Annotated in this window: 12 protein-coding genes; 8 read left to right on the top strand and 4 right to left on the bottom strand. The window is 63.3% G+C overall.

Annotated elements, in window-relative coordinates; translation table 11 throughout:
• Positions 1-84 precede the first annotated feature (84 nt).
• Positions 85-1,017 (top strand): ribose-phosphate pyrophosphokinase, encoded by a 933-nt coding sequence (locus IB272_RS16810; RefSeq protein WP_034788749.1) that lies wholly within the window; start codon positions 85-87, stop codon positions 1,015-1,017.
• Positions 1,018-1,089: 72 nt separating this feature from the next.
• On the opposite strand, the gene IB272_RS16805 is transcribed toward IB272_RS16810, so the two are convergent.
• Entirely contained in the window at positions 1,090-2,118 is a 1,029-nt protein-coding gene (locus tag IB272_RS16805; RefSeq protein ID WP_113136102.1) for an aldo/keto reductase, read from the bottom strand.
• 117 nt (positions 2,119-2,235) lie between these two features.
• Here IB272_RS16805 and IB272_RS16800 point away from each other — a divergent pair, with 117 nt between their 5' ends.
• The gene (locus tag IB272_RS16800; RefSeq protein ID WP_060581761.1) at positions 2,236-3,141 is read left to right on the top strand and encodes a LysR family transcriptional regulator; all 906 of its coding nucleotides are present in this window, start codon (positions 2,236-2,238) and stop codon (positions 3,139-3,141) included.
• Positions 3,142-3,150: 9 nt separating this feature from the next.
• Here IB272_RS16800 and IB272_RS16795 read toward each other — a convergent pair whose 3' ends face one another.
• From IB272_RS16795 to IB272_RS16785, 3 genes are all read right to left on the bottom strand, one after another.
• The gene (locus IB272_RS16795) at positions 3,151-3,549 is read right to left on the bottom strand and encodes a DUF779 domain-containing protein (RefSeq protein ID WP_060581759.1); all 399 of its coding nucleotides are present in this window, start codon (positions 3,547-3,549) and stop codon (positions 3,151-3,153) included.
• Positions 3,550-3,706: 157 nt separating this feature from the next.
• On the bottom strand, positions 3,707-5,215 hold the full coding sequence (adh, locus tag IB272_RS16790) for an aldehyde dehydrogenase (RefSeq protein ID WP_034788758.1): 1,509 nt from the start codon (positions 5,213-5,215) through the stop codon (positions 3,707-3,709).
• A gap of 356 nt (positions 5,216-5,571) precedes the next feature.
• Positions 5,572-6,528, bottom strand: coding sequence for a helix-turn-helix domain-containing protein (locus IB272_RS16785; protein WP_034788760.1), 957 nt, complete (start codon positions 6,526-6,528; stop codon positions 5,572-5,574).
• A gap of 249 nt (positions 6,529-6,777) precedes the next feature.
• Between IB272_RS16785 and IB272_RS16780 the strand changes: the two genes are divergently transcribed.
• From IB272_RS16780 to IB272_RS16755, 6 genes are all read left to right on the top strand, one after another.
• A complete protein-coding gene (locus tag IB272_RS16780) occupies positions 6,778-7,959 on the top strand; it encodes a benzoate/H(+) symporter BenE family transporter (protein ID WP_060581757.1) in 1,182 nt (393 codons plus the stop codon).
• A 154-nt stretch (positions 7,960-8,113) separates the two neighbouring features.
• Positions 8,114-8,722 (top strand): 50S ribosomal protein L25/general stress protein Ctc, encoded by a 609-nt coding sequence (locus IB272_RS16775; protein ID WP_034788765.1) that lies wholly within the window; start codon positions 8,114-8,116, stop codon positions 8,720-8,722.
• Positions 8,723-8,981: 259 nt separating this feature from the next.
• Positions 8,982-11,366, top strand: coding sequence for an EAL domain-containing protein (locus IB272_RS16770; protein ID WP_060581755.1), 2,385 nt, complete (start codon positions 8,982-8,984; stop codon positions 11,364-11,366).
• 116 nt (positions 11,367-11,482) lie between these two features.
• On the top strand, positions 11,483-12,217 hold the full coding sequence (locus IB272_RS16765) for a transporter substrate-binding domain-containing protein (protein WP_034788770.1): 735 nt from the start codon (positions 11,483-11,485) through the stop codon (positions 12,215-12,217).
• A gap of 67 nt (positions 12,218-12,284) precedes the next feature.
• A complete protein-coding gene (gene pth / locus IB272_RS16760) occupies positions 12,285-13,004 on the top strand; it encodes an aminoacyl-tRNA hydrolase (RefSeq protein WP_034789041.1) in 720 nt (239 codons plus the stop codon).
• Positions 13,005-13,062: 58 nt separating this feature from the next.
• The gene (locus IB272_RS16755; RefSeq protein WP_060581753.1) at positions 13,063-14,055 is read left to right on the top strand and encodes a hypothetical protein; all 993 of its coding nucleotides are present in this window, start codon (positions 13,063-13,065) and stop codon (positions 14,053-14,055) included.
• Positions 14,056-14,086 lie beyond the last annotated feature (31 nt).

Below are 14,086 nucleotides of genomic sequence, written 5' to 3'. Positions count from 1 at the left end.
GAATGGCTCTCGGAATCTGCGCGGAAAACACCGCTGCCGGAAAAGTACCGGACGGTGACCGCGCCAGCTCAAGGCGGTCCGTCAATGAAGGTTTTCGCAGGTAATTCGAACCGGCTCCTGGCCGAAGCGATCTGCAACTATCTCAACCTGCCTCTCGGCAAAGCGACGGTACGCCGTTTCGCCGATCAGGAAATCTTCGTCGAGATCGGCGAAAACGTACGCGGCGAGGATGTCTTCATCATCCAGTCGACCTCGTTTCCCACCAACGATCACCTGATGGAACTGCTCATCATGATCGACGCGGTGCGCCGCTCCTCCGCTCGCCGGATCACCGCCGTGCTTCCCTATTTCGGCTATGCCCGCCAGGACCGCAAACCCGGTCCGCGCACGCCGATCTCCGCCAAGCTGGTCTCCAACCTGATCACCGAAGCCGGCGCCGACCGCGTGCTGACGCTCGATCTTCATGCCGGCCAGATCCAGGGCTTCTTCGATATCCCGACCGACAACCTCTATGCGATCCCGATCCTGGCGCGCGACGTCAAGGAAAACTACGACCTGAAGAACGTCATGGTCGTTTCGCCGGACGTCGGCGGCGTGGTACGCGCCCGTGCGCTTGCCAAGCGTCTCGACTGTCTGCTGGCGATCGTCGACAAGCGCCGCGACCGTCCGGGTGAATCCGAAGTCATGAACGTCATCGGCGACGTGAAGGGCAAGGACTGCCTGCTGATCGACGACATCGTCGATTCCGGCGGCACGCTCTGCAACGCGGCCGAGGCGCTTTTGAAGAACGGCGCGACCAGCGTCACCGCCTACATCACCCATGGCGTTCTCTCCGGCGGCGCGGTTGCCCGCGTTACCTCGTCGATGCTGAAGGAACTGGTCATCACCGACTCGATCCAGCCGACGACCGCCGTCCAGTCAGCCCACAACATCCGCGTCATCTCGACCGCGGGCCTGCTCGGCGAAGCCATCAGCCGCACGAGCCAAGAAGAGTCGGTATCGAGCCTCTTCGACTGAGGTCGTCCGGAACGCCCGAATTTCCAAATCGCCGGCGCCATACGCGCCGGCGTTTTTCGTTGCGGGACGCGGTTACTCCCCGAACGCCTGGGCCAGCGGCTGGTCGACGAGATTGTCGATGAACCAGTTGGGATAGACAGGCGCCGGCACGGTCTCGGCATCGAGCGCCGAGATCTCCGCCGCCGTCAGAGCGAGATCGGCGGCGCCAAGATTGTCCTTCAACTGGTGGGGCTTGGAAGCGCCGAGCAGCACACTGGTCACCGCCCTCTTCGAAAGCAGCCAGGCGATCGCCACCTGGGCGACGCTCGCCCGATGTTCGCCGGCGATGCCGCGCATGCGCTCCACCAGCTTGAAGCCCTGCTCCTTGTCGAAGGGCAAAATGTCGAAGCCGGAATAGCGGTTGTCCGGATCGCCGAGATTGTCGCGGGTGTACTTGCCCGAAAGGAAACCCGAGGCGAGTGGGCTCCACACCGTCAGCCCCAGCCCATAGCGCTGCATCATCGGAACGACGTCACGCTCGACGTCGCGGCCGAGCAGCGAATAGTGCATCTGGCCGTGGGTGAAGGGCGCCAGCCCGTTGGCCTTCTGGATTTCGAGGGCCGCTGCCACCTTCCAGGCCGACCAGTTGGAAAAGCCGATATAGCGTACCTTGCCGGAGCGCACGACCGCGTCGAGCGCTGCGAGCGTTTCCTCAAGCGGCGTATGCGGGTCTTCCTTGTGGACGATATAGGCGTCGATCCAGTCGGTTGCGAGCCGCTTCAGGCTCTCGTCAACCGACCAGAGAATGTGACGGCGCGACAGACCGGCCTGGTTGAGCGACGTGCCGGTGCGGAAACCGACCTTGGTGGCGATCACCACCTCGTCGCGACGGGACTTGAGCGCCGTACCCAGGATCCGCTCCGATTGGCCGGAGGCATAGGCGTCGGCCGTGTCGAAGAAATTGATGCCGGCATCGAGCGCCTGCCCGACGAGGGCGTCGGCAGCTTCGGCATCGGTCTTGTAGACCGCGCCGAGGCTGCGGTCGCCGGCAGTAAACGTCATCGCCCCGAAGGCGATGCGCGAAACCACCAGACCGGTATTTCCAAGCGTCGTATATTGCATGTCGATCTCCATCCTCTGAAAGACAGGTTGCAGTTGGACAGATCATGCCGAAGTGGATTGCTATGAAAAACCACCGCTCTCTTGATAGGCTTGGAAGAATTGCTTCATAATCGACGGATGGCGAACGACCCTTTCAACGGACTGAGAGAGTTTCTGGCGGTGGCAGAGGCAAAGAGCTTCACCGCAGCAGCGGCGACGCTCGGCGTCACGCCCAATGCCGTCAGCCAGACGATCAGGGCGCTCGAAGCCCGTCTCGGCCTCCAGCTTTTCGTGCGCACCACCCGGCGCGTTGCTCTGACCGAGGCGGGCCTCGCCTTCCTGAAGCGCGTACGTCCTGCCGCCACCGAGATCGCCGGCGCCTATGAGTTGCTCGGCGATTTTCGCGACCGGCCGATGGGCAATCTCCGGCTGACCGTGCCGCGCATGGCCATCCCACTGGTGCTGACGCCCCTCCTGCCGCGGTTTCGCCAGGCCTATCCGGACGTTTCCGTCGAAGTCTCCATCGACGATGCGGCCGTCGACATCACTGAACACGGCTTCGATGCCGGTATGCGCATCGGCGAAGCGGTCGAGCGCGATATGATTGCCGTCCGGCTGACGCCTGACATCACGTGGGCCGTGGTCGGTTCGCCCTCCTATTTTGTCAAGCACGGGCGGCCGTCGACACCCGAGGACGTGACGCGCCACGAAGCCGTCCGCTATCGTTATCCGGGATCCGGCACGATCTACCGCTGGGAGTTCGAGCGCGAGGGGCGCGACGTCTCGGTCGATGCTCCGGGCGCCCTCACCGTCAATGATTTTCAGATGCTCATGGAGATGGCGGAGGCCGGCACCGGGCTTGCCTATCTGCCGGATCTTTCGGTGCGCGACGCCGTTGCGAGCGGCCGCCTCGAACGGGTGCTCGAAGCCTATCTGCCGACGTCGCCAGGTCTTTTCATCTATTTCCCCGCCAAGGCCCAGACACAGCCAAAACTGCGGGCCTTTCTGGACCTGGCGGCAAAAGTCATGCGGGAGCGGACATAGTTCCGCAGCTCACCGTCCACGGAAAACCACGGCACAGGCCTCGCCGCCGCCAAAGAGCCGGGAGCGCGTCAGGAAACGTCTCTCCCGTCCGTTGTCGAGCGAAAACATGCCGCCCCTGCCCGGCACCACGTCGATGATCAGTTGCGTGTGTTTCCACACTTCGAACTGGCTGGCGCTGATATAGACAGGCACGCCGCCGATCTCGCCGAGCTTCACGTCATTGTCGCCGACGATGTAGTCATCGGCCGGATAACACATGGGCGACGAGCCGTCGCAGCAGCCACCGGACTGATGAAACAGGATATCGGGGTGATCCCGCCGGATTTCGGCGATGAAGCCGAGCGCCGCATCGGTTGCAAGCACGCGGGGTTCGCCGATTCCGCTGGATCCTATGAGTTCAGTGGACATTCGCGAGCCTCACTGTTCGAGAGCATTCTGCAAAAAGCCGGCTGAGGCGCGGGTGGAGAGCACGCCTCAGCCGTTGATCGAGCGAGAGGGAAAGGAGGAGAACGCCCTCCCTCCCGCTCCTGTCGCCTTCCCCAGGCGGCGGGGAAGGCAGATCCGATCAGAAGAAGCCGAGCGCCTTGGGGCTGTAGCTCACCAGCATGTTCTTGGTCTGCTGATAGTGATCGAGCATCATCTTGTGGGTCTCGCGACCGATGCCGGACTGCTTGTAGCCGCCGAAGGCCGCATGGGCCGGATAGGCGTGGTAGCAATTGGTCCACACGCGGCCCGCCTGGATCTCCCGGCCGAAGCGGTAGCACCGGTTGGCATCGCGGCTCCACACACCGGCCCCGAGGCCATAGAGCGTGTCGTTGGCGATCTCCAGCGCTTCGGCCTCGGTCTTGAAGGTGGTGACCGAAACGACAGGCCCGAAGATCTCCTCCTGGAACACGCGCATCTTGTTGTGCCCGCGGAAAACGGTCGGCTTGACGTAGAAGCCTTCCGACAGCTCGCCTTCGAGCACATTGCGGCCGCCGCCGGTCAGCACCTCGGCGCCTTCCTGTTTGCCGATATCGATGTAGGAGAGGATCTTTTCGAGCTGTTCGCTCGACGCCTGCGCGCCGATCATCGTGGCACTGTCGAGCGGATTGCCCTGGCGGATCGCCTCGACGCGTTTTACCGCCCGTTCCATGAAGCGGTCATAGATGCTCTCCTGCACCAGTGCGCGGCTCGGGCAGGTGCAGACCTCACCCTGGTTCAGCGCGAACATGGCAAAGCCTTCGAGCGCCTTGTCGAAGTAGTCGTCGTCTTCGGCGAGCACATCGGCGAAGAAGATGTTCGGCGACTTGCCGCCGAGCTCCAGCGTCACCGGAATAAGGTTCTGGCTGGCATATTGCATGATCAGCCGCCCGGTCGTCGTCTCGCCGGTAAAGGCGATCTTGGCGATGCGCGGGCTGGTGGCGAGCGGCTTGCCGGCTTCGAGACCGAAACCATTGACGATGTTGAGCACGCCGGCCGGAAGGAGATCGCCGATCAGCTCCGCCCAGACGAGGATCGACGCCGGTGTCTGCTCGGCCGGTTTCAGCACGACGCAGTTGCCGGCCGCAAGTGCCGGCGCCAGCTTCCAGGCGGCCATCAGGATCGGGAAGTTCCAGGGGATGATCTGACCGACGACGCCGAGCGGTTCATGGAAGTGGTAGGCAACCGTGTCGTGGTCGATCTCGCCGATCGAACCTTCCTGGGCGCGGATGCAGGCGGCGAAGTAGCGGAAATGGTCGATGGCAAGCGGAATGTCGGCGGCCATGGTCTCGCGGATCGGCTTGCCGTTGTCGAAGGTCTCGGCCCGCGCCAGCAGTTCGAGATTGTCCTCCATCCGGCCGGCGATCTTCATCAGGATGTTGGAACGCTCGGCGGCCGAGGTGCGGCCCCATTTCTCGCGGACGGCATGGGCAGCATCGAGCGCCAGCTCGATATCGGCGGCATCCGAGCGCGCCACCTGGCAAAGCACACCGCCGGTCACCGGCGTCGTATTGTCGAAGTAGCGGCCGGCCACCGGCTCGCGCCATTCCCCGCCGATGAAGTTGCCGTATTTCTGTTTGAACGGGCTTTCGACGATCTTCTGATGCAGCATGGTCATTCCTCCCTGAGACCCAGCAATGGAGCTGTGAGGAGGAGCGTGGAGTGGTTCGGTTGTCTTCGATAGTGAGGCGTGATCGCCCGCGACGCGATCTGTTTCAGAATTGAGACAGCCAGGCGCCAGCTACTGTGCTGCAACGCAGCAAACGGGAACGGACACGATCGGAAGCTGCACCTCATCCCCCTGCCGGGACCTTCTCCCCGCGAGCGGGGAGAAGGGGTAAGCGGCAGCCCCCATGTCCCAATCAACGTAGTCACCCAAGCACGAAGACCGCCGTAAGGCACGTCCCCTCTCCCCGTATGCGGCGGGGAGAGGGCTATGGTGAGGGGCAGATCGAGAATGTTGTGCGGTCAGTTGACCTGAAGCCGCTTCATCTTGCGGTAAAGCGTGGCGCGGCTGATGCCGAGCAGATCGGCCGCCATGGAGACATTGCCGTTGGCGCGCGAGAGCACCCGTCGGAGCGCAGCACGCTCCGCATCGGGAAGCTCGCCGGCATCACCCGACGTATCTTCCCGCAGAAGGTCAGAGGCCGGAACTCCGGCGGCAATGCGTTTGTCGTCGAGATCCAGCCATTGCCGGGCTGCACGCGTTGCACCAAGCACGAGGTCGTCGCGGTCGACGGCGAGAAGCGCCGGCCCGGCGCGATCGACCGGGACCAGCACGATGCGCGCGCTGGCAAAGGCGCGACGGAAAAGGCCTGCCTCGATGCGCGCAGCCGCGTCGCGCACCGCCTGCGACAAGAGCGACATGGTCATTTCGGAGGCGTCCGAGCGGCAGGTGGAGATATCGATGGCCGCGGCCAACCGGCCGAGATGGTCGCGGATCGGCGCCGTGGTGCAACTGAGGCCGATATTGCTGCTGAGGAAATGCTGGTCGCGCTGGATGACGACGGCGCGCTCGTCGGCGATCGCCGTGCCGATGCCGTTGGTGCCGACGCTTGCCTCGCTCCAGACCGTACCCGACCAGAGCCCGACATCGCGAAAATCGGCATCGTCGCCGACGGCGCCGCGGCGTTCCAGCGCCACGCCCTTGTCGTCGGTCAAAAGCAGGCAGCAGCCGGCCCGGCCGACGGTGGCGAACAGCCGGTCGAGTTCACCGCCCGCTTCCAGGATCAGCTCGGCCGACCTCTGCCGGGCAAGCTCGAACTCCATGCCGGACAGTCTGAGCGGCTGACGCCCCTCCTCAGGTGCCAGCCCATGCAGCGTCATGCACCGGCGCCACGAAGCGGCGATCGGCGAACTGGCAGCCGCCGACGGCTGGTGCGCAACCTTGTAGACATAGTCCGAATGTTCCCTGACGGCAGCCATCGGCTTCCTCCCTGAAAGCGTCGTCCGGCGAAATGTCGACACGGCCGATCTCCCAAGCGAGCCGCATCCACGGGGGCCACTATAGCCGTCGTTTTCCGCGAAGGTCCAGCCAGACGAAGGTTCGAGAGCCGGCGCCCGTCAACGAGTTTGATCGGTGGATCACGCCGCCGATATCGACAGAGCGCCCGAATGTGCTACGCGAAAGGATCAAATTGCCGCGACTCAACCTCACAACAGCCGGTTGCCGCCATGCTTCGTGACTTTTCGCTCCAGAGCCTGTTCATGGGCCTGCTGATCGCCTTCGTCGGCTTCGCCAGTTCCTTTGCCGTCGTGCTGCACGGGCTGACCGGCGTCGGCGCCAGCGAAGCGCAGGCTGCCTCCGGGCTGATGGCGCTGTCGATCTCGATGGGCCTCTGCGCCATCGTCATCAGCGCGGTGACGCGGCTGCCGGTCAGCATTGCCTGGTCGACGCCGGGCGCCGCCTTGCTTGCGAGCGCCGGCATCGTCGAAGGTGGCTTTAATGCCGCTGTCGGCGCCTTTCTCGTCTGCGGCCTGCTCGTCGTCGTCGCCGGCCTCTGGAAACCGCTCGGCCGCCTGGTCTCTTCCATTCCGGCGCCGCTTGCCAATGCGATGCTGGCCGGCGTGCTGCTCAGCCTCTGCTTTGCCCCTGTCAAGGCGATCGCCTTCAATCCGCTTTTCGGCCTGCCGATTCTCATCGCCTGGGCACTCGTCGGCAGCATCAACAAGCTCTATGCAGTGCCCGCCGCGCTGATCGCCTTCGTGCTGGTCATCACCTTCGGCGTCGAAATCCCGGCCGGCGCCTTTTCCGCCCTCTCCTCGGCGCTGGTACCGACCGTGGAATTCGTGATGCCGCAGTTCAACGTCGCGGCCATGATCAGCATCGCCCTGCCGCTCTTCATCGTCACCATGGCCTCGCAGAACATTCCCGGCGTCGCCGTGCTGAAGGTCAACGACTATCACCCGGAGCCGGGACCGCTGTTTGCGACGACCGGCGTCTTTTCGATGTTGAGCGCCCCCTTCGGCGGCCATGCGGTCAATCTGGCTGCAATCACGGCTGCCATGTGCGCCGGCGGCGATTCCCATCCGGATCGCAACCGGCGCTACTGGTCGGCGATCAATGCCGGTGCCTTCTACATTCTCTTCGGCCTGCTTGCCGGCGTCGTCACCACCTTCGTCAGCCTTGCGCCGTCGATCCTGATCGAAGCTGTGGCGGGCCTTGCCCTCGTCGGTGCCTTCGCCGGCTCCGCCATGGCCGCCTTTACGGACCCGAAGACCCGCGAGGCGGCCGCAATCACCTTCCTGGTGACCGCGTCCGGCGTCAGCTTCGGCGGTGTTTCTGGCGCCTTCTGGGGGCTGATTGCCGGCGGTGCCATGCTGGCGCTCGCACGTTTCACCGGTAAAAAGAGCTGAAACCGCGGCAAAGCTTGCATTTGCGGGGGATCTCGTCTATGGAGCGCCCGTCCGCGTAGACACCCTTGGAGGCAACGCGGATGAAGTCCTTGCGGCTTCAGTTCTTCCGCATGGCGGTCGAACTCTCCAGCATTAGACACAGAAAGGTCTATCCATGAGCCACGCATCCTACGAGCTCAAGGCCGAGACGCGCGAACGGGTTGGTAAGGGGTCCTCCCGTGAACTTCGTCGCAACGGTCTTATCCCGGCTGTCATCTACGGTGACAAGCAGGCCCCCCTTTCCATCGCGCTCTCCACCAAGGAAGTGACGATGAAGATCCACGCCGGCGGTTTCATGACCACCGTCGCAACCATCGACGTCAACGGCGAAAAGATCCGCGTCCTGCCGAAGGACTACCAGCTGGATCCGGTCCGTGACTTCACGATGCATGTCGACTTCCTGCGCGTCTCCAAGGACAGCCAGGTTACCGTTGCAGTTCCGGTTCACTTCGAAAACGAAGAGAAGTCCCCGGGCCTCAAGGCTGGCGGCGTTCTCAACATCGTTCGTCACGACGTCGAACTCAACGTTTCGGCAAACGACATTCCGGAATTCCTGACCGTTGACCTCTCCGGTCTCAAGGTCGGCGACGCCATCCACATCTCCAACATCAAGCTGCCGAAGGGCGCGACCCCGGTTATCACCGATCGCGACTTCACCATTGCAACGATCGTTGCACCGGCCGGTGGCGTGAAGGAAGAAGCCGAAGGCGAAGCAGAAGCCTGATTGGCCTCTGGGCGACCGGCGAAAGCCGGTCCCGCCGCACTTCATCGAAAGCCCGTCCCATTCGTTTGGGGCGGGCTTTTTGCATTGGCGGCTGCCCGCCGGCACCCGGCCGCATCGATGCCGCGCCCCACGAATTATCATGAAGCGATTTCAGCAACATTTAAGATTTTGATGATGTTCTTCTGACGGGGAAAATGGGCTTGTCTGAAGAGAATCCTGATATGAGATGGGTGGCAGCTGCTTCTGAGGCGTGCATGCGATGATGCACTCCGTGGAGAACCGGTTTATTGCGATTGTCTGCGGCGCGATGCTCGTCTTCATTGCCCCGCTGCTTGCACTCTTTCTCAGCATCTCCAGCGATCGCATTGCACGCGAGCGCCTGCACAACATCGAACTGTTGATGGCCGCGAGCGCCGAGGCGCTCGGCAAGCCCATCTGGGACTTTGACAGTGACGCCATCAAGCACATCGCCCGTTCGCTGATAAACGGCACCGACATCCTCTCCGTCACCATCCGCGACCAATCCGGATCGATCCTCGCGCAGATGCCGCTGGGCGGCGTGTTGCCGAGCACCAAGGACCGGGTCCTCATCCTGCCCATTTCCTACCAGTCGGTCGATGGCATGAAAGAGGTCGGACGCATCGAAGTCAGGGTCCCGACGCCGGGTCTGCTGTCGCAATTCAGTAAGGACGAACTGGCGATTCTCGCCATCCTGCTTTTTGCGGTCGCGATCGTCTTTGCCGCTGCGCTCGTCGGCAATCGCTTTACGGTGATGCGCCCGCTGATGCGCCTGACCGCCGCGATCGAGGCTACGCGCCGGCTCGGGTCTCGCCACCGCGTCGACTGGACCTCCGACGATGAAATGGGCGCACTCGCCGCCAACTTCAACGAGATGCAGGACCGCCTCGAGCGCGAAGAGACCGAGCTGAAAAACGCCCATGAGCGCGTCACCGACATCTACAACCTGACGCCGGCGATGCTGTTTTCGCTGGATGTCGACGGGCGCCTGCTCGCCGTCAGCGACTATTGGCTGCTGGCCACCGGCTACAGCCGCGACGACGTCGTCGGGCGCGACTTCATCGATTTCGTCGATCCGCACTGGCACGAAACCTATCGCAGCCACGCCAAGACGATCGCCGTTGCCGATCACGCCATCCGCGAAGTGACCGTTCCCTTCCGCAAGGCGGATGGCGAAGCGATGACCGTGCTGATCCAGGAGACGAAGGCAACCGGCGAGAGCAGCCTGTCGCTCTCGGTCATGACCGACGTGACCGCGCTGAAGCAGGCGGAAAGCCGCAACCACACCCAGGCGATCACCGATCACCTGACCGGTCTGTTGAACCGCCAGGGCTTCGAGGCCGCGCTCGACGAGGCGATCACCGAGGCCGATCAATGCGGCATGCAGCTCGGCTGCCTGTTCATCGACCTCGACCGCTTCAAGTGGATCAACGACAATTTCGGCCATGCCGCCGGCGACGAAGTGCTGCGCCAGACGGTCGAGCTCATACAGGCCGCCCTGCCGCCCGGCGACATCATGGCCCGGCTCGGTGGCGACGAATTCGCCATCCTGCTTTCCGATCCGAACGCCGGGAACCTTGCGGCCGATATCGGCGAGCGCATCGTCACGGCGCTGCACGAACCGATGGCGATCGCCGGCAACGAGCTTTTCGTCAGCGCCAGCGTCGGCATCGCCGTCTACCCGACTCATGCCGAAAACGCCTCCGACCTGCTGCTGAAGGCGGACATGGCGATGTATGCGCGCAAGCACGACGGCAAGAATGGCCTGCAGGTGTTCGACGCCGGCATGCTCGACGCCTCGCGCGAGCGCCACGAGATCGAGCAGTGCATCGAAGCCGGCCTGAAGGACGATCACTTCGAAGCCTGGCTGCAACCGATCGTCAGCCTCGCCGACGGGCAGATCGCCGGCTTCGAGGCGCTGATGCGCCTCAACCACCCGGAAAAGGGCCTGATGGCGCCCGGCAAGATCATCGGCATCGCCGAAGAAACCGGCATGATCGCCCGCATCGGCGACCAGATCCTTGAAAAGGCGATCCGCCATCTGGCAGCGATCTCCGAGCTCGACGGCACCCAGAACACCTATCTCGCTGTCAACTTCTCACCGCTGCAGTTCGAACTGACACTGCCGCACAAGCTCGCGGCCCTGCTTCTGAAGCATCATATCTCGCCGAGCCGGATCGTCGTCGAGATCACCGAAGCGGTGCTGATGCTCGACAATCCGGAAGTTCACTCGGTGCTGAAGCAGCTCAACGAATTCGGCTGCCGCATCGCGCTCGACGATTTCGGCACCGGCTATTCGTCGCTGAGCTATCTCAACCGTTTCCCGGTCGATATCGTCAAGGTCGACCAGTCCTTCACCCGGTCGCTGAGCTCCGGCACCGCCGATATCCGCCGCAAGAGCCGCATGCTGATCAAGGGCATCCGCACGATCTCGCACCAGATGGGCTGCACCGTCGTTGCCGAAGGCATCGAGACGAAGGAACAGTGGCAGCTGCTGCGCAAGCTCGGCGTCGATTGCGGCCAGGGCTATCTCTTCAGCCGGCCGATGCCGGTCGACCGGATGCTGGCCATGCTCGAAAGCGACTCCGAGGCAAAAGCGGCTTCCGCACCCAGCATGCGGGCATGAGTTCACCCACCTGGTTCCCTGGGGCGCGGGAGAGCTTTGGGGCCTAAGGTCGAGCACAGGCCGGGGATAGAAAGAAGGATCCGTCGCAAGGCGGACGCAGAAGAGGAGGAAAAGATGTGAAGGCGCTGATCGCAGCATTATTCCTTGGTCTTGCAACGACGGCCGAGGCTCAGACGATCAAGTTCGTCACCGAGGAGTATCCGCCTTACAACTTTTCGACCGGGGCCGGCCCGAGCGGTGCGGCCGTCGACCAGGTCAAGCTCATCATGGAGCGCCTGAAGCTGCCCTATACGATCGAGGTTCTACCCTGGGCGCGGGCTTTCATGCTGGCCGAGACCGATCCCGCCTATTGTGTTTTCACCACCGGCCACGACGCCGAGCGCGACCGAAACTTCCAGTGGGTCGAGCCGCTGCTGATCGACCACATGGTCATGGTCCGGCAGGCCGGATCCGCCATCGCGCCGGCATCGCTGGAGGACGCGCACCAATATACCGTGGGCACGCAGCGCGAGGATTTTTCGGCGTCCTATCTCAAGGAGCACCGCTTCCCCAAGATCGACTATGCGGCCAATCTCGACTCCAGCCTGAAAAAGCTGCTCGCCGGCCGGGTCGATCTTTTGATGACGTCCGAAAAGACCTTCGAAAGCATGCGCAGCGAAGGCAAACCGGTGGAGGCCGCGCTGGTGCTGGAAGGCAAGCTTTACGGCATCGCCTGCCATCGCGACTTTCCCCGCGATATCGTCGCCGCCATGCAATACGAACTCGACCGGCTGATCGGCAACGGCACCCAGGATGTGATCTTCAAGCAATATGGGCTCAAGCCCAATGCCAGCCTGCAGGCGGAGAAATAGGCGTTGACTTCCGGGGGGTGCGGTGTTTTTGGATGGCATCACCCCGAAATCATGAATGCGCAGCACCATGTTGATCATCGTAGGGCTTGGCAATCCAGGTTCGAAATACGCCGCCAACCGGCACAATATCGGCTTTATGGCGGTTGACGTCATTCACCGCCGGCACAGCTTTTCCTCCTGGTCGAAGAAGTTCAAGGCCGAGATCGCCGAGGGCGACATCGGCGGCGAGCGCGTCCTGTTGATGAAACCGCAGACCTACATGAACCTGTCCGGCGAAGCGGTCGGCGAGGCCATGCGCTTCTACAAGCTGCAGCCGAAGGACATCACCGTCATCTATGATGAACTCGACCTGCCGTCCGCCAAGGCGCGCATCAAGGTTGGCGGCGGCCATGGCGGGCATAACGGCATCAAGTCGATCGACGCCCATTGCGGCAAGGACTATCGCCGCATGCGGCTTGGCATCGGCCATCCCGGCGTCAAGGATCTGGTGCATGCCCATGTGCTCGGCGATTTCGCCAAGGCCGACCAGGCCTGGCTGGTGCCCCTGCTCGACGCCATCGCCGACAATGCCGACATGCTGGTGCGCGGCGAGGATTCCCAGCTTCTGAACAAGATCGCGCTCGCGACCGGCGGTAAGCCGGAGGCGGAAAAGGCTGAAGGCCCGAAGAAGCAGGGCGCGCAATCACATATCCGCCAGGCGCGCAATTCCGCCCAGCCGAAGAAGCTTCCGGCAACCGGCCCAATGGCCGACATGCTGAAGAAGATGTTCGGCTCGAAGAACGACTAGCTTCCCCAATCCGGAACGCGCCCTAGCTTGTGCAGTCGAAACGGGTCAGATCGACCCGATGGCACAAGCCTGGAGTACGCCCGTGACCGACCCGGTGATTGACTGGCTTCTCGCATCGGATCCCGCAATTCGCTGGCAGGTGATGCGCGACCTGCTGGACGCCCCAGAGTCTCTATGGAAAGCCGAACGGGCCAAGGTGGAGACCGAAGGCTGGGGCGCCAGGCTTCTCTCGCATCAGGATGACGATGGGCAATGGGCGGCAGGCGCCTTCATTCCCGCCGGTTTCGACGCGCACGAGTGGACCGAGCACGGCCAGCCCTGGACGGCAACGTGCTTTTCGCTGTCGCAGCTGCGGGAGTTCGGTCTCGACCCTTCGTCCGATCGGGCCCGACGAACCGTCGACCTGATCGGCGCCAATTCGCGCTGGGACGAAGGCGGCCAGCCCTATTGGCAAGGCGAAGTCGAGGAGTGCATCAACGGCCGCACCGTTGCCGACGGCGCCTATTTCGGCGTCGACGTTTCGCGGATCGTCGACAGGCTCGTCGGCGAGGCCCAGGCCGATGGCGGCTGGAACTGCGAACGGGCAAACGGTTCGCTCCGGTCCTCCTTTGCCACCACCATCAACGTGCTCGAAGGCTTGCTTGCGTTCGAAAGGTCGACCAGTGGCACGCCACAGTCCAAGGTGGCGCGCCGGGCCGGCGAGGACTATCTGCTCAAGCGCCATCTCTTCCGCCGCCTGAGCACGGGCGAAGCCGCCGACAAGCGCTTCCTGTGCCTCTGCCACCCGAGCCGCTGGCGATACGACATCCTGCGAGCGCTCGATTACTTTCGCGCCGCGACGCTCCTTTGCGGTGCGGCACCTGATCCACGGCTCAGCGAAGCGATCGGCCATCTGCGTTCGAGGCGACTCGAAAACGGCGCATGGCCACTCGACTGGCGCCCCGCCGGACGCGTGTGGTTCGACGTCGATGACGGGGTCGATGCCCCTTCGCGGTGGGTGACGCTCAAGGCGATGCGCGTGCTCAAATGGTGGGACGCCCACTTGCGGTGAAGGCGGCGCGCCTGAGCGCAGTCCGCATCCA

The organism is Ensifer sp. ENS08, assembly GCF_014852195.1.
Classification (GTDB): Bacteria; Pseudomonadota; Alphaproteobacteria; order Rhizobiales; family Rhizobiaceae; genus Ensifer; species Ensifer adhaerens.
The sequence above is the reverse complement of the archived record's forward strand: the minus strand, read 5'-3'. Positions and strand labels throughout refer to the sequence as shown.

Coding starts and splice junctions, on each gene's coding strand:
- IB272_RS16810 (WP_034788749.1), top strand. CDS start 85: ATGAAGGTTTTCGCAGGTAATTCGAACCGGCTCCTGGCCGAAGCGATC.
- IB272_RS16805 (WP_113136102.1), bottom strand. CDS start 2,118: ATGCAATATACGACGCTTGGAAATACCGGTCTGGTGGTTTCGCGCATC.
- IB272_RS16800 (WP_060581761.1), top strand. CDS start 2,236: ATGGCGAACGACCCTTTCAACGGACTGAGAGAGTTTCTGGCGGTGGCA.
- IB272_RS16795 (WP_060581759.1), bottom strand. CDS start 3,549: ATGTCCACTGAACTCATAGGATCCAGCGGAATCGGCGAACCCCGCGTG.
- adh (WP_034788758.1), bottom strand. CDS start 5,215: ATGCTGCATCAGAAGATCGTCGAAAGCCCGTTCAAACAGAAATACGGC.
- IB272_RS16785 (WP_034788760.1), bottom strand. CDS start 6,528: ATGGCTGCCGTCAGGGAACATTCGGACTATGTCTACAAGGTTGCGCAC.
- IB272_RS16780 (WP_060581757.1), top strand. CDS start 6,778: ATGCTTCGTGACTTTTCGCTCCAGAGCCTGTTCATGGGCCTGCTGATC.
- IB272_RS16775 (WP_034788765.1), top strand. CDS start 8,114: ATGAGCCACGCATCCTACGAGCTCAAGGCCGAGACGCGCGAACGGGTT.
- IB272_RS16770 (WP_060581755.1), top strand. CDS start 8,982: ATGATGCACTCCGTGGAGAACCGGTTTATTGCGATTGTCTGCGGCGCG.
- pth (WP_034789041.1), top strand. CDS start 12,285: ATGTTGATCATCGTAGGGCTTGGCAATCCAGGTTCGAAATACGCCGCC.
- IB272_RS16755 (WP_060581753.1), top strand. CDS start 13,063: ATGGCACAAGCCTGGAGTACGCCCGTGACCGACCCGGTGATTGACTGG.